Genomic DNA, 19927 nt, shown 5'->3' with positions numbered 1-19927 from the left:
AAATTCAAAATCTAATCTAACAATTATTAGATTTCGCCTCGACTTCAAGGCCATATCCGACGAAAAATCCCATAACTACTGTCTAATCTCAAGTTAAACGAGAGCCTGCCGTCGTTTTCTGGGATGATGGAGGCTCACGAGCCCCAATCACCTTTTTAATTCCTTTCCTCAATCTTAGGGCCATGGGCTGGATGGAGACCTTCGGAACCCTCGTCGAAGAGTCCCTGGGATTCACCGTCTATCCCTATCAACGGGCGGTGGCCCAGGACGTCGTTGAGGCCATCAAAAGTAGTGACTTCGTCGTGGTCTCCATGCCCACAGGGTCTGGAAAGACCCTTGTGGAACTGGCCTTAGCCCACTACCTGAGGTCCGTTGGCCACGAGAGAGTGGTAGTCCTGGAGCCCACGAGGCTCCTGTGCGATCAGATGCACGTGAACTTCTGGTCTAAGGTCTTCCCCGAGTCAGGAAAGGAGTACGAGGGGGAGTGTACTAGCTTTCGTGAGGGAAGGGACCTGGTGGTCTCAACTCCCTTCACGGCCTCCAAGTGTTCTCCCAAGGTGGATGCACTCATCGTGGACGAGGTTCACCACCTCTTCGGTGATCCAAGGTACGTCGAGACCATATCCCAACTCTCCCCAAGGAAGATCCTGGGCTTCACAGCCCTACTGCCCTCGTCCAAGAGGTATAAGCTGGACTCCAGGCTTTACCAGGAGTACGGTGCTCCGTCCCTCCTGAGTTACGACTTCAAGACCCTATCAGCTCTGGATCCCTCCTTCAGGCCACCCAAGGCCATAGCTGACCAGTTCGACTCCGAGATGGACGGCCTAGAGGACGTAGCTTACGAGTCGCTATTGAAGGGGAAAGTGAAGGGAAACAAGGACACCCTGAGGTTCCTGGAGTCGACCCTCTACAGCTACGGGAGGAGGGCCTTCTGTCAGAGCCTGGAGAAGCTCGCAGATAAGGTGGAGAACCCCACGCCCCTCCTGGGGCTCTGCTCCTCAGAGGAGTTGGGACACAAGGGTAGGGCGATCATGCAAGTCCTCTCCACCTACAGGGTGGAGGAGTTCAGCCCAGTGCTCATATTCACTTCCAGGAAGGCCACGGCCCAGGAGTTCGCTGTGGCCCTGAGGAAGTTGGGGGTTGAGGAGTCCAAGTTCAGGGTGCTCACTGGGGACTCCAACAAGGAGGAGAGGAGGGAGATAGTGGAGAGGGCCAAGAGAGGAGAGGTGGACGTGATAATCTCCACCGTGGTGGGTGAGGAAGGAGTTGACATACCCGAGGCGAGGTTATTGATCATGACCGACGTACCCAAGAGTCCCCTGAGGTTCTATCAGAGGCTCGGGAGGCTCATCAGGAGAGGGGAAGAAGGGAAGGACGTCAAGTACCTCGTCACGACCCTGACTCCCAAGACTCCTGAGTACGACAACTTGGACGAGGCATTGCACCAACTCCACGGTGAGGGGGTAGACGTGAGCTACATAGTGGAGAAGAGGGGAGATAAGGGACTGACTGCCAGAGTGGAGGAGATGGTGAGGAACGAGGGGGGAGTGGTTCCTTACCTGAAGGTGGTAGAGGGAGGGAGCCTCGAGGAATACCTGTTCAAGATAGGGTCGTCGAACTGGAAGGATAGAGAGGAGGTTATCCTGAACTTCATCAAGGGAATTTCGGTGAAGAACGACGGGAGGTTCTCGGACTTTATGGATAGGGCTGTGAGGGAAGGAAAACTTCTCTACTTCTACGACGTGGAACTCACCGGGGAGATACTCTCCAGGATACTCCTCGGGAGGTACTGTCTCCTCTGCATGGGTGAAGCCTGCAGGAGAGTGTGCAACCCCTACCTCACGGAGGTCGGGAGGATGAAGAAATACTCCATAGCCAAGAAGGAGCTCCTGAGGGGGTTAGTTCAGCTGGTTCTAAGGGACACCCTCCCTAAGGTAAAGGAGAGGTTGAGTGGGGAGATACAGACCGATATGGCCAAGTTGGGCAAATTGGGTGAAGAGTTCAAGGTAGAATTGAGGGAGAGCTACAGCCCTGCCGTCTCGTCACTCAACCTGGACTTGAGGCTGACCGCCTCTTACGGAGGGATATTGATTTACCCTTCGGTAAGGATAAGTTACTTCGATGTGGCCAGGGAGAATAAGGACATTCTCGAGCTCGCCAAACTTAACTCCCGTTCCGCTGGCTACAGGGCACTGGTCAAGTTTTACTCCACCCTAGGGCTGGCCTTGAGTTGAGGAAGATCGGGCTGGAGGCGGAGCGATTTCCGGTGGCTCCGGCTAGATTGATCGATTCACCCTTTAACTCAACCGGCCTAGCTTCGAGAGATATGGGTTACACGCTCACGTTCTCGTTTCAGCTTTGAACTTTAAGTCGTCGCGACTTAATGGCTGAATCCATCTTACGAAAAACATTTCTAGCTTACTGCAGTTTAGGGACTCCCTTTAATATCGCTCTGCGATAGAAGGCGAAATCCAACAAGTTCTATTTTACATAAACAGCAGTTATGGGATTTCTCGTTAAGTGTAGCCTTGAAGTCGAGGCTAAATGTAATAACTGCTGTACAAAAAAAAAACGATCTCTCCCGTTATGTAGGTTCTGCCAAAAGGTAGGACCGTAGAGGTTAGGTCCTCGGTCGTCGGGCTCCAGGGAATCCTGTGACCCGCCCAAAGCTGGTTGAGGACTGAGTCGCCACTCTAGATCACGACTAGACGTTAAATAATTGACAGCAGTTATGGGATTTTTCCTTAGGTAGCGCCCTGTAATCAAGGTAAAATCTGATAACTGCTGTAATTGAAATGAGGTGAATAGTCAAACCGATGTGAGATGGCCATGAACCTCAAAACAATCAAATATAAAGCGTACAGTCACGAAAGGGAAAAAGTTCAGGCCATGAGGTCTCTTGTGCTTCACGGAAAGGGCTCCTCTCCCGAGAAGGTCTCCTGGCTATGGGAACCCCTAAAGGAGTTTGGGAATGTCGAGGTCCCTCCCTTCGACTACTCTGTGGAAGAAGGGCTTCAGCTGGCACTGAGGGAGAGCTTTGATCTAGTAGCCGGTCACTCCAGGGGAGGGACTATAGCACTGCTTGCGGGAGCTAAGAAGGGGAGGCCCGTGATAGCTGTATCACCGCCCACGGACAGGATACTTCAACTGGAACACCTCTACAACAGGAGGGATCTCCCCGGATATAAGGAGCTCTACCAGTACCTTTCCTCCATTCCCGTGGAGGTGCTCAGGGAGACCTCTCCCGTCAATCACTCCTCCCTTCTCAAGGACGTCCTACTAATCCACGGGATTAGGGATGAGGTGGTACCGGCGGAACACTCCAAGATCCTCTGTGAGAAGGTCAGGGAGATGGGGAACAGGTGCACGCTATTACTCCTGGACATGAGACACTCCCCTCCAGCCCACCTTTACTCAAAGATAAGGCAGATAATCCAGGACTGGATTAGGGAACTATCGGCCTAAGGGACAGCAGTTATGGGATTTTTTTCGTTGGATATGGCCTTGAAGTCGAGGCGAAATCTAATAATTGCTACTTAAGGGAAGTGTTTAAAAACCGATTTGGGCTTAAACTTGCGAACAAGTTATCCTCAAGTCCTCCTCCTCAACAACACTACTAGGACCGCCCCCACAATTACTACCACTGGCGATAACACCACCAAGTAGTTGTAACTCGCACTGACCTGCGTGGAGTACTCCGCCCTGAGGCCCAGGTGGTCAGTTACCACCACGGTCAAGTTGTGGTTTCCCGGGGTTAAGGTCAGCTGATATTGGGGATTGCTCGTAGTCCCCATCTCCCTATCGTCCAGTATCCAGGTGTAGGTGTAGGGAGGTGTACCGCCTTGTACTGAGGCGTTCACGTCTAGGACGTTGCCCGTGTACAATAGGTTATTGGAGGACTGGTTCAAGCCCAGGTGGAGTGAGGGGTCCGGGTTGACCTGGACCTTCAAGGTAGCTGAGACGGTATAATTCCTGGAGTCGGTGAGGAATACCGTCAGGTCGTAGGTCCCTGGAGAGGAACCTAAGGTCACGCCCTGTCCCTGAAGCGTCTCTCCGTTGACATCCCAGAGGAGATGGTAGGGCGGAGTACCGTAGTTGGAGACCGCTGAGATGACGATGGGTACCCCAACATCAGTGACAGTCCCGTTGTACCTGAGCGTCAGGGTGGGGTCGGGGTTGACCTGGACCTGGATGACGTTAGACGAAACGGTGTACCCGGAGGAATCGGTCAGATTGACGTAGATGTCGTAGGTACCTGGTTGAGTAACGTTGAAGGCGTTGACGCCCTGGTTCGCTGGGTACTGGACACCGTTTATGTAAAACGTCAAGTTGTAGGGCGTAGTGCCTCCTTCAGCGTGGACGAGAAGGTCCAGGACCTGGTTTGCGTCGAGCACTGGGGAGCTGGCGGAGAGGTTAACCGTGGGGTCGGGGTTGACGGTCACCGAGATCTGCCTAGTCACCTTGAACCCTGAGGAGTCCACCAGGGTTACCTGTATCAAGTAAGTGCCGGGGGAGGAGAAGTTCAGCTGGTTTTCCCCTAACTTTACAGGCTCGGATGTTCCGTTCACTGTCAGGCTCAGGGTGTAGGGAGGAGTGCCTCCCTGGGCTTGTAAGCTTAGGATATCCCCCTGTTTAAGGTCGAGTTCAGCCTTACTCAAGGAGAGTAACAGGGTGGGGTCGGGGTTGACCTGGACCTGGATGACGTTAGACGAAACGGTGTACCCGGAGGAATCGGTCAGATTGACGTAGATGTCGTAGGTACCAGGGGAGGAGAAGTTTAGGGTCACTGAACCAGGCTCTACCTGACCCTCCTTCACTCCGTTGATGTAGAGTTCCAGGGTGTAGGGAGGAGTGCCTCCTGAAGCCTGTACAGACAGCTGGAGCTGTTGTCCGAGATCGAGCACCTTGATGGGGGATGAGATGTGGACCTGGGGTTCGGAGCTCACGGTGAACTGGAACGTCTTGATGACCTCCTGCCCCGAAGCGCTCCTCACCACCAGGGTGAGTTGATGAGTCCCTGTGGGAAGAATACCGAGGTTGAGTTCGACGTTGAAGGTGTTGTTATACACCGTGTAACTCTGGACAGGGCTTCCATCCAAGTACACCAGGTAAGTTAGTGGGACTACCCCTCCCACCTCGGAGGCCGTCAAGTTCAGCAATACAGGTAGACCTGCTTCCGTCCTGATGGGAGTCATTTGGGCGTTCACGATCATGGGGGTATTTATCACCTGGAGGGGCGAAAAGAAGTTCTCTCTTCCTATCTCCACTGTGGGTACCCCGTTGACGAGCACCGTGGCGAGGTTGTCAGCCGCCTCCTCAGTGTCCGCACCGAAACCGTAAAGCTCTGGGGGAACCGTCCAAGACCCGTTCAAGAGGTGATAGCTCAGGCTCAGGGTCGAGTTCATGGAAGTGAAGTAAGTGAACTCGCCGTTTGCATCGCCTCCGAAAACCAACTCAGCGTCATAATACGTATATCCATTACCTGTGTAGTTGAACCCCGATACCATCATGTAGGCCGAAGTAACACCTGGAGCTGAGATGGTGGCGTTGTCGTACCAGTACAACGTCCCATTATAGTAACCGAAGCTGACCACAACTCCGTTTGGGACGACCTCTTCCTTGATCAAGAGGTCCGTGGAGAGGGGGAGATGATACGGGTAGAGTGGAGACCCATAAGCGTAATAGTACTGTAGTGAGGAGGAACTAGCCACGTTGTAGACTGCTCCTCTCCCTTTCACGCTCGAGTTGGAAAGTGTTGATGGATAGCTGGTAAAATTCCAGATATTATCTTCAACATAATACATGCTCTCATTGGTCTCCATGTGAAGTACGTCCTGGAGCCAATATTGATATCCGCCCTCTGGAGTGTTAACCTGAAGCACTACGTTCAGCTGTAGCGAAGCCCCGTAGGGGTTTATACCTGAGGGAGGTGTGGCATTATAGGCCCCAATCTTATTTATTTTAACGTGACCCACCACCTCGTCGAAATTGAGGATGTAGCCCTTGAGCCCTGAGGTGGTGTTCATGACACCGTAGTCGGCTATGCCTATTGGGGCGGGAGGAGAGCTGTGTGCCTGGAAGGGTATCAACGGTAACACACTGTAAACCAAATTCACGGAGGCCGTCGAACCGGATACGTTATTGTCAACCACAAGGAAATAGGACCCTGACGAGAGGGGTCCCACATTTCCGGAGACCCGCGTACCCAAGGCATGAAAGATGTAATTGGAGGAGCCTGTGGACGAGAACTGGGAGAATTGGGATGAGGACATTACGTAAATGTTGACTTCCGTGCTCGAGGTAACTGTAAACGTTATGTTCTGACCCTCATAAGTCGTGACATTGAAATACTCATAGTAACCACTCTGAAGAGAGAAGGAGTAATTTGGGTCCGAGGAAATCCTCCGTATGGAGGGCACGGAAGGGATGTGAGCGTTGATTGGCCAAGTGTGAGTTAAGGCTACCGAAGGCGAGGCTACGTTAAGGAGCGTTAACAAGGTGAGGAACATGATCAAAACTTTCATAGTAAAAAGGCGACATGTAATATTTTATAAAATTTTCCCAGATGATGTGAAATAGTGATGATAAATTTCAATAAATCCCGTGAACGTTTAACACTCGATCCTCAACTCACGTTGAGTTTAGGTATTAGTCGAAATACGTTATCGCTCTCCACTTGCCTGGCCACAAGATTTCCGTCAGGGGCAATACCACTTCTGACAGATCAAGGGTCCCCCGTTGAAGGAGTTTATGGTGAACTGGGGGTCCCCAACAGGTTCTTCACCCTCACACCGGTGATCCTCTCGTACGGTTCATACTTCCGTAGCTCTTCCAGTATGGCCCCCATGACCGACGTATCTAGGTCCCTGAATACTCTCTCCTCCTCGTTTAGGTTGTGCTCCAACAGGATCTTGACTTACCTTTCCGCCCAATCTTTCCTCTTCTCCTTTATGACTGCATCACCGTACTTTGAGATGAGCATGTGATCGTTGGAGAAGGGTTTGACCTCATCACCCAGCAGAGGGAAGACGTAAACGTCCTCAATTCTTGCGTGCCAGCCCACCACGAAACTGTGCAACTCCTCCAACAGTGTCCACCCCACGCCACAACCCAAGGTCCTCAACGCCATGTCGCTCCTTATTCTTATCACCGCGTGCTCGAACTTGAGTAGGGAGATTGGGTCCTTAAACATGCTCTCACTTCGAAATCTCCAGGAACTCCTTGAGAACTACGGCGTTGTTCCTCTCCCTATCCCTAGCTGAGAAGAGGAGAGTGACGGTCTTTTCTCTCTTGATCAGTTCCCTCAGGGCCGAGATCCCTTCATTCTTCTCAAGTTCTGCCTTATACCTCCTCCTGAACTCCTCCCACCTCGACGGGTCGTGGGAGAACCACTCCCTCAACTCCTTAGAGGGGGCAACTTCCCTCAACCAAAGATCTACCTTCGCCTCATCCTTCCTCAGCCCCCTTGGCCATAACCCGTCCACCAGAACCCTAATCCCATCATCTGGGGTAGGAGGGTCGTATATCCTCTTCAACTTTATCATCATATACTATATGCCTGGCCTCTTATTATGTCTCACCTTCTCCTACCATGAGGGCGGGGTTCCCAGAGTTAATGACGGCAGTTAAGTTTTCCCTCGGATATCGTACTAGACCAGAAGGATGGTAAAATCTGATGACCGCCATCAAGGGTTAAATCCCTCGACGTAATTCACCTGGTGACTTTTCCCACAAGTTGACCGGTGAAACCTCCTGAGAAACAAGGGAGACTATAACATTCCTGCGTGACTTTTAAACATTTTTAATTACTTTTACAGCAGTTATTAGATTTTGCCTCAACTTCAAGGCGACACCTAACGAGAAATCCCATACCTGATGAACTTTTAAATCCAACACGACATGAGTTATGTTCATGTGGTGTTACCAAGGAATTTCCTTTTGATTACCTCCCAACTGATGACGGGCACCGCTCAAGAGGATGGGAGAGAAGTTGGATGGATATTGAAGTTTCCCTCGACTAGCCTTAATGATCTGGGGGTGACCGTATATGAGCCCTTGGGAGGGGTGCCCGTGGTGTATTTAGAAGTGGTTAAAGAAGGTAAGTTGCGCCACGGGTAAACACCCGGAGCCCTACAACCCTGAAACACGGGAGCCTTTCCGTCCTTGCCTTACCGAGGCGGATTTTTTCCTCATCTTACTCTCTTCTACAACGATGAACTAACTCGATAGGTGACTTCCCGGGCCTAACTCTCCCGATCTGGGAATCGATCTCTCAAACGTTTCCCGGAAAAACGTGAATCGAGTCAATGGAGCTGGACGTCCTTCCCTCACATAACAACGTCTATGTCCAACTTCTCCACTATGTCCCTGTACCCTCCCCTCACGGCGACTTCAGTGATGTTCAAGGCCTCTGAAACCTCCTTCTGCGTCTTCTTGACGTCCATGATAGTGCTCACCAAGTAAACTGCTGCAGCGCTTATCTTAGCAGGGTCCTTACCGCTGGTTCCTCCACTCTGGAAGAGTAGGTTGACTATCTCCATGGACTTGATCATCACTTCCCCAGGTAGGCCTAACTTGTTCGCTATGCTGGGCACGTACTCCGCAGGACTGAGTTTGGGCGTTAGGTTTAACTTCCTAGCTGCCTGGGTCACCTTTTGCGTGGCGTTCCATACCTCCTTTTCCTCTATTTCATAGAGCTTCTCCAGGTCCTGTAATCTAAGGGGTACCCTATGTACTCTACAGGCATAGTGTAACACCGCAACGGTGAGTGCGTCTGGATCGACTCTCTTGGCCAGTCCCGCCTCCACGAGTATCTTTACGATCATCCCAGCCGTTTCCCTCACCGGTCTGGGGAGGTTAAGCTTCCCGGCTATCCTGTTCAACGAAGTCAGGTAGGTCACCTTCTTTCTCTCCTTGGATGATACCCTGCTCTTGTTCTGTAGAGTCCTAAGCTTTTGCTTTCTCGTCCAGTTTCCCGTCCCCACGATCGTCCCGAAGCCCTCTGTGTGAACCGTGAAGGTCACGGGAGGACCTGCCCTAATCCTCATCGTCTCATCCTCAAAGTTCCTCCACTCAGGTCCCAGGTCTGCGATGTTCTCCTCTATGACTATTCCCTTGCTTCCGCAGACGTATTGGGCCCTCTCCGAGTCGAAGATAACGTCTGGTGTCCCGCAGACTGGACAAATCAAGAAGTTCACCCCCTCCGCACTATCCCGTTCCTGAGTCAGGCTCAATTAGGCTTAGGAAATTCACACGTCTTGACCGATGGTGCGTTTGAAGCGTTTTCTGAAATGTCACAGGAATAATCCCCCGTCCCACGACTTATAAATTACCAATGATAATACTTACAATTCATAGGGAGAGACTCGATTCGGAACGTCCTCTTCCTCAAGGAAGTACTAGGAAGTATTACCGGGGAGATGGTATTTATATGGTAGGCCTCACTATTATGGGGAAATCTGAACTAGAAAATCACCAAAGATTTTCTATCGTGATGAGTGGGTCAAAACACCTTCGAAGGTAACTCGGTTTAATCTTGGACATTTATTCGTGCTCTCCATATTATACCTATGTCTTCACTCCAGGTAGACTACCTCATAGTGGGGAGCGGAGTTTCGGGCTACTTCGCACTCAAGGAGCTCCTCTCCCAGAACCCAAATGTGAAGGTCTGCATGGTGACTGAGGATAGGTATTATCCATACGACAGACCTCCGCTCTCCAAGGAGTATATGAGGGGAGAGACCGGAGAACCCTTCTTCGAAGGAGAGGAGGCGTACTCTGGGATAACGTTCCTCAAGGAGAGAAAGGTGGTAGACTTGAAGGAAGGGGAGGCCTTCCTGGACAACGGTAACGTGATCAAATTTTCCAAGGCCTTGCTCTCGACTGGCGGAAGACCCAGGAGACTCAACGCGCCTGGGGAGGACTTGAAGGGAGTTCACTACCTCAGGACTTTGGACGACGCTAAGTCCATAAGGGACGGGATGGGCAAGAGACCCGTGATAGTGGGCGGAGGGTTCATCGGAGTGGAGGTAGCCTCGAGCATAGCGAGGCTCGGATTGAGACCCATAGTTATCGAGGCGAGGCCCTACATATGGTCTACCTTTGTTGAGGAGAAGGTTTCAAGGTTCGTGCAGTCCTACCTGGAGAAGAGAGGCGTGACTGTGATAACTGGAGACACGGTGAGGGAGTTCCAGGGGAGGGGGAAAGTGGAGGCGGTGAGACTTCAAGGGGGGATGACCCTCGAGGCGAGCATGGTTCTAGTTGCAGTTGGAATAACTCCAAACGTAGAGGTAGCTCAACAGAGCGGCATCAAGGTAGAGAACGGAATTGTGGTGGATCAGTTCCTGGAGACCAGCATGAGGGGAGTTTACGCGTCAGGAGATGTGGCTAACATACTGGACCCGACATCAGGTAAGAGGAAGAGGATTGAGCACTGGAACAACGCCGAGTACACAGGGAGGCTCGCTGCCAGGAACATGCGAGGGGGGAGGGAGGTTTACGACTTCCTGTCCACGGTCTGGTCTGACATATTCGACCTTCACATAGAGTCCGCAGGGGAGACCACGGACTATGACGACTACGTATTGAGGGGGAAGTTAGAGGAGGCCTCGTTCGTGGCCATATACGTCAAGGGAGGGACCGTCCAAGGTTATCTTGCCGTCAACAGGCCAGGAGAGGAACTCGAAAAACTGAACGAAGCGATCTACAACAAGGTCAACGTGTCCAATAGGAGGGAGATCCTGGAGAAAGGAGACCTGGGGGACCTGACACGGTGAGTGCTCTGCTATGACCCATTTGAGTGAGAAGTGGCATGGATCCGAGATACGTTCCTCCAGCGACCTTTCTGAGGGCAGGATGACGCGGTGTCCTCTACAACTGCAGGTCAAGTCCACTCTCGATTTTTAACCCCTCCATGATCCTTAGTAAGGCTAGTTCTCAAGGACTGCTGTTTGGTCCCTATATAGAATACATAGGTATCTTGACCCTATGTTGTACTAAATAGAATATATTCAATATTCTTATTTAGTTAAAGCTCAGAGTGGGAAAACCATGAGGCTCTTCATCTTGCTGACCTCGGCCTGCCTCGCCCTCTTAAACTGGGACAGACCGATCCTGGCCGTGGCCTTCCTGGTACCAGTCCTCACCTCGTTCCTTGGGAGGAGGGTACCGTGGTTGGCCTCACTCATCCTTGTGGGGACTCTACCCTTTCACGACCTGATGATCTTCACACTGGGCCTAGAGGTGGCTCTAGCGTTGGGGTGATGACTTGAACTTTGTTCCATTGATCCTGGGCATAGTGCAGGGGGTATCAGAGTGGTTACCCATAAGCAGTAAGACCCAGGAGATCTTGGTGTCACATTACCTTCTCGGGATATCCCTCTCCGTCGCGTACAGTTTCGGACTCTTCATGGAGATGGGCTCCGTGGGTTCGGCGTTGGTCTACTTCAGGACGGACGTGGTCAAGGCCCTCAGGGACAGGTTCACGCTGACCTTCCTCCTGGTCGTGACCGTGGTGACGGGCCTGGTGGGAGTGCCCCTCTACGTATTGTCGGACAGGCTGTTGGAGGGCGCGTATAACCCAGGGATCCCCATGATCGTACTAGGCGTTGTGCTGATAGGTAACGGGTTTTACATAAGGTACTCCAGGAAGTCCCTGAGGGGCTTTAGGGAGATGAGGTTGAGGGAAGCCGTGCTAGTGGGTTTAGCACAGGGTTTAGCTGCCCTGCCCGGCGTGAGCAGGTCCGGAATGACCGTCTCCACGATGCTCCTCCTGGGGATCAAGCCCGAGGACGCCTTCAGGTACTCTTACCTAGCCTACATACCAGCTGCGTTAGGCGCTGTGGCGACTACCTTATTATTCAGCGACTACTCCCTGAGTCGCGTGGCCAATCAGATAGGGCAAGAGGGTATACTTTTAGCGCTGATGAGCTCCATGATGACAGGTCTATTGGTTATTGGGCTCCTGTTGAGGATAGCTAAGACGAAGAGGGTATACTTACTGGACTTCTCACTGGGGACCTTGGCTCTAGTGGTGAGCTTGTTGACTACCCTTGTGTAAGCTACAGTTTATCCCTACGTTTTCATTAAGTTACACTCGTCTTCATTACAGCAGTTATTAGATTTCGCCTTGACTTCAAGGCTACACATAACGAGAAATCCCATAACTGCTGTGAATATATTTGATCATTTCACGAAGAAATAAGGGTTCTTGTAATATTACAAGAATGAGATAACAGGTGGAGAGGTTGTAGTTGAGGGCCATGGCCCGGGCGGTCCTCCAGGGGGAGTGGCACTTGCCGAACTCTCCGGGAGGGAGTTGAAGGGCTGGTCGGGTTGTTCGAGGAGGGGCCTCCCTGGGGGCAAAGAGGTAGGAGAGGGGGGAAAGCCCCGGGTGGGGACGGACTCGGCAAGGGAGAGGAGTCAAGTGCGTCCCTCACCCTCCTGCTTCGTTTGAGGTGGACCAGGCAGGTCTGCCTCGCGACCTGGATCCAGGAGCGGGAGATGGCCTCCTCCACGGCCTTCACCCCGTCAGCTACAACGACGGTGAGGTTGTACCTCCATAGCCTCACCAGGAGGTCCCAGTAGCTCACGACGTCCTCTTCCCCGGTCAGGACCACGTCCAGCACGGCCCTCACACCGTCCTCCGTGAGTCCCAACGCGATCGGGAGCACCCCCTTCCTTCCTCCCCTCAACTTCACGTATTTCCCGTCCACGATCACGTACTTGAAGTCCCCTCACCTCCAGCTCCTGGGTTTAGAGCTCGGCGTTCCCAACACGGGCAGGAGGAGGGCCCTTAGCGCCAGCCTCTCCTCCCTGAGCGACTTCTCCCCTGTACAGCACGGGCAAGCTCACCGTGACCCACTCCAGCCCGTACACGACCCCCCGGAGGGAGACCCTGAACCCCCTCAGGAACCTGTACCTGGCGTACCTGGGGGAGGTCCTCTGCGCAGCAGTTATCAGATTTTACCTTGATTACAGGGCGATATTTAAGGGAAAGTCCCACAACTGCTCCTCTGCGCCTCCTCCAGGGCCCTCCTCTCCATCTCATTCATTTAATGGCGCGTCCTCCCCAACTACCTCAAGGAGGAGCGCGGTCACCACGTGATTGGACACCTCGTGGTATGGCCTAGCGCTCGTCCCCTTTTCTTGTACTGACGTAGGATCAATTAAGTCACTTTCATTCTATAGAAACAAATAGAAATCGCAATGGAGTCCTGAATCGCCCAATCCAAGGGTTCGATATAATTATGCCCAACGAGGTGAGAATATACCTAGAGGTTAGGAAGAGTAAACCTGATACCGACAAGATATTGACGTTGGGGACGAGGAACGTTTACATATCAGGGAGTCAAGCGATTTTTCAATTCGTCATCATTCCGATCACGGCCATGTTGACAGTTTGAAAGTCTCGATATCAGTGCTGACATCCTCACCACCTAGGAGCTAGGCTGATGTTGACTTATCACGTCCTTTCCTAGCCTCCTTTCTTCCCCTGTCCTGAGGTAGCCGAGTGCTTGCCCACCCTCATTCTGTTCTTGGCTATCAAGACCAGGAACAGGAGCGTACCCAAAATCACGCAACCCAGGACGTAAACTAATGCTGTGGAGGGACTGGAGGAGTAGAGGTAGGCGAACACTACTCCGCCCAACACTCCAATCACTGCCTTACCCGTGTAGAGTAGGGCGTTGTTGGAGGTAGAATACTTGACCCCAAAGAGGTCCCCCACCAAGGAGAAGTAAATGGGGAGGGTTGACCCACTGAAGAGGCCCACCACGATGACCGAGGGGAACACGAGGTTCCATATGACCAGGGAGAAACCGAGGGCTATGACGACCTGCACCATCACGGCAGTCCTGATCCTGCCCATTAGGTCGGAGAGGTATCCCAGGATCGGTCTGCCGACACCGCTCACTAGGGGGAAGAGGGAGAGGAGCAGTACGAGTTCTCCACGGGGTAAAGGGGAGGCTATCTCCACGAGAGAAGAGGAGTACACCAGGATGGGTACGTTTACGAAGATGTATGAGAAATATATCAGCCACCAGTCAGAGGTTTTCAGCAACTCCAGGGGAGTCCTGCCGGTCTCCATGCCCTTAGGGTAGTCTGAGAAGTAGAGCAGGAGGGGGAGTGACACTACTTCGGTCAAACCTATGGGTAACGTGGCCTCTCTAAAGGTGCTAACCTGTGCCAAAAAAGGGTTGGCCAGCGTAGCTCCGAGGCCGAAACCTAAAGTCACCATGCCCGTGGCTAACCCCCTCCTCTCCCTGAACCACTTTACCGCTAAGTTAGCTGCTATACTGTAGAGTATGCCCTCCCCGACGCTCCCTAAAGTCCAGGCAACGTAGAACTGGGACAGGTCGTTGGAGAAGCTAGTCCCCAGGAAGCCTAGGGCGGACAGCATTGACGCTATTATCCCCACCCTCTTGGGCCCCTCCCTATCTGCCACGTATCCTCCCAAGGGTTGGGTGAGGGTCGAGGAAATTGTGAAGAGGGTGAATCCCAGTTCCACCTGAACCAAACTGGCAGAGAAGCCTGTCCGGAAGAGAGGCTCCAGGAGGTTCCAGGAGTACTGATAGAGGGAGTTGAAGCACATGATAACGAACCCGAGGAGCAGGTACCTAGACTTTCCCATGAGTGACAAACGTGTAACAGAGCTAATCGTTTATAATAAGGATTTCTCCATCCTAGTGGATAAAGGGCGAGACCGACACTTGTGCTCATTCTCGAAAGTGTTTACCCGTGGCGTAACTTTTCCTTACTTTTAATTACTTCTAATTCCACCACGGGCACCCCTCTTAAGGGATCATACAGGGTCACCCTTAACTCATTGGGGCTAGTCGAGGGAAACACCACTACCCTCCCATCCACCTTCCTTGCCAAGTTAAGGGGAGCAATAGAATCCCTCTCCAAAAGAACTTCACCGCTTTCCAGGTACCTAGCGTTCACCTTCAGTACTTTTACACCCCCACCCTCGTGAGCAGAGCCCGTCATCAGGTAGGGGTTAAAAACTTTGATAACTCTCTCAACTACCTGCTTTCTCTTCTTCAACTTCTCACCGTTAAACGGGTTGATAGAGGAAGTGTAGGACTCAGAAACCTCCGCAACCTCTATCGGCTGAGTTTTCAACATATCCACGAGTTTAACAACACTCCACTGGTGAATCCTATGCCTAAGCTTATCATTTTTATCGCTCTCCATCTTCTCCTTAGACCTTGAGGAAAACTTACCTACTACGACTTTGGCACTTAAGCTCCTAGCAAGCTCTGTTATCCTCTTTACAGTCTTCCTCAACACGTCAATTTTCCTCTCCCTCTCCCTTAATTTCCTCAACTTCTTCTTAACCAGTTCGTCCTTAGTTGAGTGTCCTTTAGTAATCTCCTCCCTCCTCAAGGAGTAATTAACCACGACCCTCCCTAACCCAGTCTCATATCTCCTCAACTCCTTGAGTTTAAAACCCTCAAAGACTGCTACCGTGACGTTATTCTCATTAACGTCAATAGAGATATGATTGCCGTCTTTCGTTTCAACCTCAACCTCCTTCTCAAAAGTCAACCAAACTAGGACTTTCCTACCCACTAACCTCAGCTTAAGCTCTTGCGAAACCCTCCAACTCTCATGCAAGTAACGAATAAGCTGTCTAGTTACCATGAGGGGAATCTCGACCCAACCCTTGTGGGTTAGGACGGTGACAGAAACCTTGTTAAACCTCCAATTAACCATGTTAGGAATAGTGATCATAACCCTCTTGTACTCCGGTTTATCCTTCCTCGTTAACCCTCTCTTCCTCCTCTCCCTGAAACTCTTAACAATCCTTCCAGCAACGATATAAGAACCTTCAATAACCCTTGAAGGTAAGAAGGGGTACTTCTCCTTATAATGATTGTAAAATCTCTCGTGCAACTTCTTCCTAGTGGTCTGTAAGCGCTTTGATAGGATTACCCCAATCATTTCGTTAACGATCTTCCTCTGATGTTCCTCAACCTCTCTAAGAACGCGGTATTTCCACTCGTTCAAGAAGTCGCCCTCTAGTTTAACCGTCCTTTTCAACGTTTTCAACACATTTTACCACCTTCTCATACTCTTGGCCGTAAATTCTAGAGGCGAATGACTTGACGATTTCTACGAAGTCCTCCACTAGCTCCTGCGTGTGATCCTTATCATCTTGGAAAGCCACAACAACGTTTACTCCGTAAGCTTTGAATAACTCTACGAGGTATTCGAAGCCGAAACGTGTTAGCCTGTCCTTATAAGCTACTACAACTGCGTCAATTTGCCTCCTCTTGGCTAATTCTATTAACTTCTTTAACCCTCCCCTATCCTCTTTCAATCCGGAACCTATATCCTTCTTCTATCACACTCACTCCTCCGAGAGTTTTCCTAACCCGTTCTCTCAGTGCGCCCAACTGCCTCTCCAAGTCGTCCCTTTGCGTTGGTGAAACTCGAGCGTAAATCGCTACTTGTTTAACCCTTCCACCGCCGGACAACAATCAATTTCGCTGTAAGGTATTCTCCACCTACCGTTAACCTCAACAGCCTTTATCTTCCCCTCCCTTACTTAATAACACCACTCCTACTCATGCCGAATATTTCAGCAACCTCACTAGGTGTTAGATACCTCTCCACAGTAATTAAAAGTAACTAGAAGTATTTAAAAGTTACGTGAAAGTGCTATAGTCTAAACTTCGAAAACTTCGGCGATGAGATACCTGAGGAGAAGTTGAGATCTCCTCAAGTGCAACCTAACACTAGATAGTCCTCATGAAGAGTGTCCTTTCCTCTCCCGTAGTCCTGCAGCCCTAAGCTCCTGTGAGATCATGAGCGGTTAAAAATATAGTTGACCAGAAGTAGTTAAATCCATGAAGGTCTCCCTTCAAGAGCTCAGAGAACTTTTCAAACCCAAGTTGAGGCCCATCCAATGGGAGGACTCCAACAACACCCTGGTACTCCTGGATCAGTCGGCCCTGCCCTTCCAGACGACCTACGTGACCCTGAAGGATCCTGAGGAAGTTGCCTCTGCAATAAAGTCCATGAAGGTGAGGGGTGCTCCGGCCATAGGCATCACGGCAGCGTACGGTATGGTCCTGGCCCTGACTTCCAGGAACCCCAACACCCTGGAGGAGGCCTTGAGGGTGCTCTCCAACGCCAAGCAGGTGCTAGACAGGGCCAGGCCGACTGCGGTCAACCTAAGTTGGGCCACCTCTCACATGCTGAACCTATCCAAGGAGGCCATCCAGGACGGGAAGGTTAGGAACGTGAGCGAGTTGCTTGTGGCCCTGAAGGACGAGGCCGGAAGGATATTCCAGGACGAACTGGACGCAGAGCTCCAGATGGGCCTCTACGGGGCGGAGAGGCTGAACGACGGGGACACTGTGCTGACCCAGTGTAACGCCGGCGGGTTGGCAACAGGGACGGGCCTGGGTACGGCACTAGCTCCCGTGAGGGTGGCCCACGCCCTGGGGATGAAGGTCTCGGTCATAGCTCCCGAGACTAGGCCTTGGCTACAGGGCAGTAGACTCACGGTTTACGAACTCATGGCCGACAACATACCCGTGACCCTAGTCACCGACACAGCCGTGGGGTTAGTGATGTACAGGGGGATGGTACAACACGTCATGGTGGGAGCTGACAGGATCCTGAGTGACGGTCACGTCTTCAACAAGATAGGGACGTTCAAGGAGGCTGTGATAGCCCACGAGCTTGGGATACCCTTTTACGTCTTGGCCCCGGTCTCCACGTTTGACCTGAAGAGCAGAGTGGAGGAGGTGGAGATAGAGGAGAGGGATCCCAACGAGGTGAGGACGGTGAGGGGTGTGCCCATAGCCCCTGAGAGAGTGAAGGTGTACAACCCTGTGTTTGACGTCACCCCTCCCAGGTACATCACTGCCATTATAACTGAGAAGGGAGTCATACACCCGCCCTTCGACAAGAACGTCAGGAAGGTAGTGGGGAGGTGAAGGTTATCGGCGAATTACGACTTTTGAGGCACCGGGGATGAGGGAGTTCGGGACTGAGGCGAGCAGGCGGTGGAAGAGCTACAACTGAGCGTGATTCTTGAACCTGATTTGTGGGAGTTCGAGACCCAGGTCTCCTCCGTGAGGGCTCGGCGAGCCACTTCCCGATGCAAAGAGTTGCCCCAAGGACTGAGGGGTTTAAGTGAACGTCTCGAGGGCTTGAAGTTTCAGGGGAGTCCCAGGTCTCGACTTTGATCCGAACTACAGTCCCTAATCAACTCTGGGGGCCGTCAACTTTCTCCTGTCAGCAGTTATTAGATATCGCCTTGACTTTGGGGCGTCGCCTGACGAAAAATCCCGTAACTGCTGTCCTATAACATGAGTCCTTAGTTAAAGAGTCCCGTAACTGCCGTGACCTCACGCCGTTACCTAAACATAAGAACAAGAACGTGAGGACTTGACTCACTCACCCGCACTGCTTTGTGTGCTACTTCAATTTTTATTTAGGGTTTACGTTACCTTCTTTCAAATTGACCTATAATTTCGAATTTTAAGTCGTCCAATGAGCCTGACATCTAAAATTTGAACGGGTACACAAAACACACACCCACCGAACTGAAGTGGGATGCCTCCCTTTTCACTCAAAATAATCGCGATTTGAAAGTCAAAGTATATTAACTTTACAATCTTTATTTAATATATGAAGGCTTGGGAGAGTTACGGATTATCCTCGGTCAAGAGGATGTCCTTGAGGGCCAGGAGGAACCCCTCCAAGTTCGGTAGACCCAAAATCACCTCCTTGAAAATAAATCTATATTATTAATAAGCGGTCCTATTGATTTAAGTAGAAAATCTCTTAGATTGAATAAATCATCAGAAAACAAGAGTATTAGGAGTAACCTGAACTCCTCCCTCCTCACCTCCCCCTTGAACACGGTGTACAGGGAGTAGAGGACCACGGCCAGCACGAAGATCAACGTGCGGAAGACGAACTTGGTGGAACTGGTGAATGGGAGAAAAGCCTTGATGTTCCGGTAAGAGGTCTCTATGGGACCCCTCACCTTGTTGTACAACTTCAACACCTCCCCTTCGGTAGGTCGAGGTTCGTAGCCCTAGCGAAGTAAACTAGAGTCCTCTTCTTTCTCCTGACCTTCTCCTTGCTGTACACGAGGAGCCTGAACTTGACCTGCTCGTCCCTCCTGTGCCTCTTACTGTTCGTCTCGTACTCGCCGTCGAACTCCTCGTAGACCTTAACATCACCAACAGGGACGGCAATTACGTACTTGAACTGCGAAACGAAGTTGAGCACGTCAATCGTGTAGAAACCAGCGTCGAGAGTCATCAACCTTACCTTGAACCCCATGGCGACGACTTGCTCCACGAGGGCCTTCACGACCTCATCCTTGGTCATCCCGTTCACTTGAGTGACGAAAGCTAGTAGGAGCACTTTCCCGTCAAACTTTGTCGTCGCAGTTGCGTAGTTCCAAGAGTTTCCCTCCTCCGAACTCCCCGAGCCCCTCCACCGGTCTCCCGTACCAGGTCTTGGTCGTCCAGTCTATTGAGAGGTCTATCTCCCTTACTCCCTTCAGCGTCTCCAAGGACATTTTCCTCACTTGTTCCAACAGCTTTTCCACCACTTCCACCCCTTGCTCCTCCACGTAATTCCTCACGGTCTGTGGGGACACGCCGTACGCCCTCGACTTGTTCTCTACTGAATCGTTCCATAAACACGCTGAGATGAGGGTTCTCGCCACCTCTTCCCCTTTCTTTCCCTTGAAGTTCAGCACGGAAAGTAATTTATATCCTATTTGTTGAAGGTTGTTTTGGTGAGGGAGTACCGGTGTTACCATCTCACTTACTCACGTGGTAATACCACATCTCCCTCACCTTAAACCTTTCTTCAACTGAATTCTTAATACTCTTATAAATTTCTTTATCTTTTATAAATTCGATATTATCCTACCAGAAATATTTTCATA

Annotated in this window: 15 protein-coding genes and 4 pseudogenes; 8 read left to right on the top strand and 11 right to left on the bottom strand. The window is 51.4% G+C overall.

Annotation, left to right across the window (positions count from 1 at the left end; genetic code table 11):
- Positions 1 to 182 precede the first annotated feature (182 nt).
- Together METMK1DRAFT_RS01230 and METMK1DRAFT_RS01225 are read left to right on the top strand one after the other, a co-directional pair.
- Positions 183 to 2234, top strand: coding sequence for a DEAD/DEAH box helicase (locus METMK1DRAFT_RS01230; RefSeq protein WP_009069923.1), 2052 nt, complete (start codon positions 183 to 185; stop codon positions 2232 to 2234).
- A 595-nt stretch (positions 2235 to 2829) separates the two neighbouring features.
- Entirely contained in the window at positions 2830 to 3465 is a 636-nt protein-coding gene (locus METMK1DRAFT_RS01225; protein ID WP_009069920.1) for an alpha/beta hydrolase family protein, read from the top strand.
- Between the two features lie 125 nt (positions 3466 to 3590).
- On the opposite strand, the gene METMK1DRAFT_RS15390 is transcribed toward METMK1DRAFT_RS01225, so the two are convergent.
- From METMK1DRAFT_RS15390 to METMK1DRAFT_RS01210, 4 genes are all read right to left on the bottom strand, one after another.
- On the bottom strand, positions 3591 to 6524 hold the full coding sequence (locus METMK1DRAFT_RS15390) for a thermopsin (RefSeq protein ID WP_009069917.1): 2934 nt from the start codon (positions 6522 to 6524) through the stop codon (positions 3591 to 3593).
- A 224-nt stretch (positions 6525 to 6748) separates the two neighbouring features.
- Entirely contained in the window at positions 6749 to 6904 is a 156-nt protein-coding gene (locus METMK1DRAFT_RS18655) for a hypothetical protein (protein WP_245544512.1), read from the bottom strand.
- A 12-nt stretch (positions 6905 to 6916) separates the two neighbouring features.
- Positions 6917 to 7192 (bottom strand): hypothetical protein, encoded by a 276-nt coding sequence (locus METMK1DRAFT_RS18650; protein ID WP_009069912.1) that lies wholly within the window; start codon positions 7190 to 7192, stop codon positions 6917 to 6919.
- A gap of 4 nt (positions 7193 to 7196) precedes the next feature.
- The gene (locus METMK1DRAFT_RS01210; protein WP_048087502.1) at positions 7197 to 7544 is read right to left on the bottom strand and encodes a DUF488 domain-containing protein; all 348 of its coding nucleotides are present in this window, start codon (positions 7542 to 7544) and stop codon (positions 7197 to 7199) included.
- A 370-nt stretch (positions 7545 to 7914) separates the two neighbouring features.
- On the opposite strand from METMK1DRAFT_RS01210, the gene METMK1DRAFT_RS01205 reads away from it, so the two are divergent.
- Entirely contained in the window at positions 7915 to 8118 is a 204-nt protein-coding gene (locus METMK1DRAFT_RS01205) for a hypothetical protein (RefSeq protein WP_048087312.1), read from the top strand.
- A 209-nt stretch (positions 8119 to 8327) separates the two neighbouring features.
- On the opposite strand, the gene METMK1DRAFT_RS01200 is transcribed toward METMK1DRAFT_RS01205, so the two are convergent.
- Entirely contained in the window at positions 8328 to 9188 is an 861-nt protein-coding gene (locus METMK1DRAFT_RS01200) for a transcription initiation factor IIB (protein WP_009069903.1), read from the bottom strand.
- 381 nt (positions 9189 to 9569) lie between these two features.
- On the opposite strand from METMK1DRAFT_RS01200, the gene METMK1DRAFT_RS01195 reads away from it, so the two are divergent.
- The 3 genes from METMK1DRAFT_RS01195 to METMK1DRAFT_RS01185 all read left to right on the top strand — a co-directional run bounded on the left by METMK1DRAFT_RS01195 (position 9570) and on the right by METMK1DRAFT_RS01185 (position 12058).
- Positions 9570 to 10775 (top strand): NAD(P)/FAD-dependent oxidoreductase, encoded by a 1206-nt coding sequence (locus METMK1DRAFT_RS01195; RefSeq protein ID WP_009069900.1) that lies wholly within the window; start codon positions 9570 to 9572, stop codon positions 10773 to 10775.
- Between the two features lie 274 nt (positions 10776 to 11049).
- Positions 11050 to 11262, top strand: a complete 213-nt coding sequence (locus tag METMK1DRAFT_RS01190; RefSeq protein ID WP_009069898.1) for a hypothetical protein — start codon at positions 11050 to 11052, stop codon at positions 11260 to 11262.
- Positions 11263 to 11266: 4 nt separating this feature from the next.
- Complete coding sequence (locus METMK1DRAFT_RS01185) at positions 11267 to 12058, top strand: undecaprenyl-diphosphate phosphatase (RefSeq protein ID WP_009069896.1); 792 nt, start codon at positions 11267 to 11269, stop codon at positions 12056 to 12058.
- A gap of 81 nt (positions 12059 to 12139) precedes the next feature.
- Here METMK1DRAFT_RS01185 and METMK1DRAFT_RS15915 read toward each other — a convergent pair.
- Positions 12140 to 12927, bottom strand: a pseudogene (locus tag METMK1DRAFT_RS15915) (transposase); the annotation flags it as partial.
- A gap of 77 nt (positions 12928 to 13004) precedes the next feature.
- Positions 13005 to 13113: pseudogene (locus tag METMK1DRAFT_RS19805) on the bottom strand (IS256 family transposase); the annotation flags it as partial.
- 134 nt (positions 13114 to 13247) lie between these two features.
- Here METMK1DRAFT_RS19805 and METMK1DRAFT_RS17030 point away from each other — a divergent pair.
- On the top strand, positions 13248 to 13403 hold the full coding sequence (locus METMK1DRAFT_RS17030; protein WP_009069891.1) for a hypothetical protein: 156 nt from the start codon (positions 13248 to 13250) through the stop codon (positions 13401 to 13403).
- Between the two features lie 71 nt (positions 13404 to 13474).
- Here the strand turns inward: METMK1DRAFT_RS17030 and METMK1DRAFT_RS01170 are convergent, their stop codons facing one another.
- From METMK1DRAFT_RS01170 to METMK1DRAFT_RS01160, 3 genes and pseudogenes are all read right to left on the bottom strand, one after another.
- Positions 13475 to 14629 carry an MFS transporter gene (locus METMK1DRAFT_RS01170; protein WP_009069889.1) on the bottom strand — a complete coding sequence of 385 codons (1155 nt, stop codon included), beginning with the start codon at positions 14627 to 14629 and terminating at the stop codon, positions 13475 to 13477.
- Between the two features lie 101 nt (positions 14630 to 14730).
- Positions 14731 to 16056 carry an IS200/IS605 family accessory protein TnpB-related protein gene (locus METMK1DRAFT_RS01165; protein ID WP_048087310.1) on the bottom strand — a complete coding sequence of 442 codons (1326 nt, stop codon included), beginning with the start codon at positions 16054 to 16056 and terminating at the stop codon, positions 14731 to 14733.
- A pseudogene (locus tag METMK1DRAFT_RS01160) lies at positions 16028 to 16620 on the bottom strand (IS607 family transposase). The gene METMK1DRAFT_RS01165 and the pseudogene METMK1DRAFT_RS01160 overlap by 29 nt, the downstream one beginning before the upstream one ends.
- A gap of 233 nt (positions 16621 to 16853) precedes the next feature.
- Here METMK1DRAFT_RS01160 and METMK1DRAFT_RS01155 point away from each other — a divergent pair.
- The gene (locus METMK1DRAFT_RS01155) at positions 16854 to 17951 is read left to right on the top strand and encodes an S-methyl-5-thioribose-1-phosphate isomerase (RefSeq protein WP_009069883.1); all 1098 of its coding nucleotides are present in this window, start codon (positions 16854 to 16856) and stop codon (positions 17949 to 17951) included.
- A gap of 788 nt (positions 17952 to 18739) precedes the next feature.
- On the opposite strand, the pseudogene METMK1DRAFT_RS01150 reads toward METMK1DRAFT_RS01155, so the two are convergent.
- Positions 18740 to 19798 (bottom strand): annotated as a pseudogene (locus METMK1DRAFT_RS01150) (ISH3 family transposase).
- Positions 19799 to 19927 lie beyond the last annotated feature (129 nt).

Source organism: Metallosphaera yellowstonensis MK1, from assembly GCF_000243315.1.
GTDB lineage: Archaea > Thermoproteota > Thermoprotei_A > Sulfolobales > Sulfolobaceae > Metallosphaera > Metallosphaera yellowstonensis.
The sequence above is the reverse complement of the archived record's forward strand: the minus strand, read 5'-3'. Positions and strand labels throughout refer to the sequence as shown.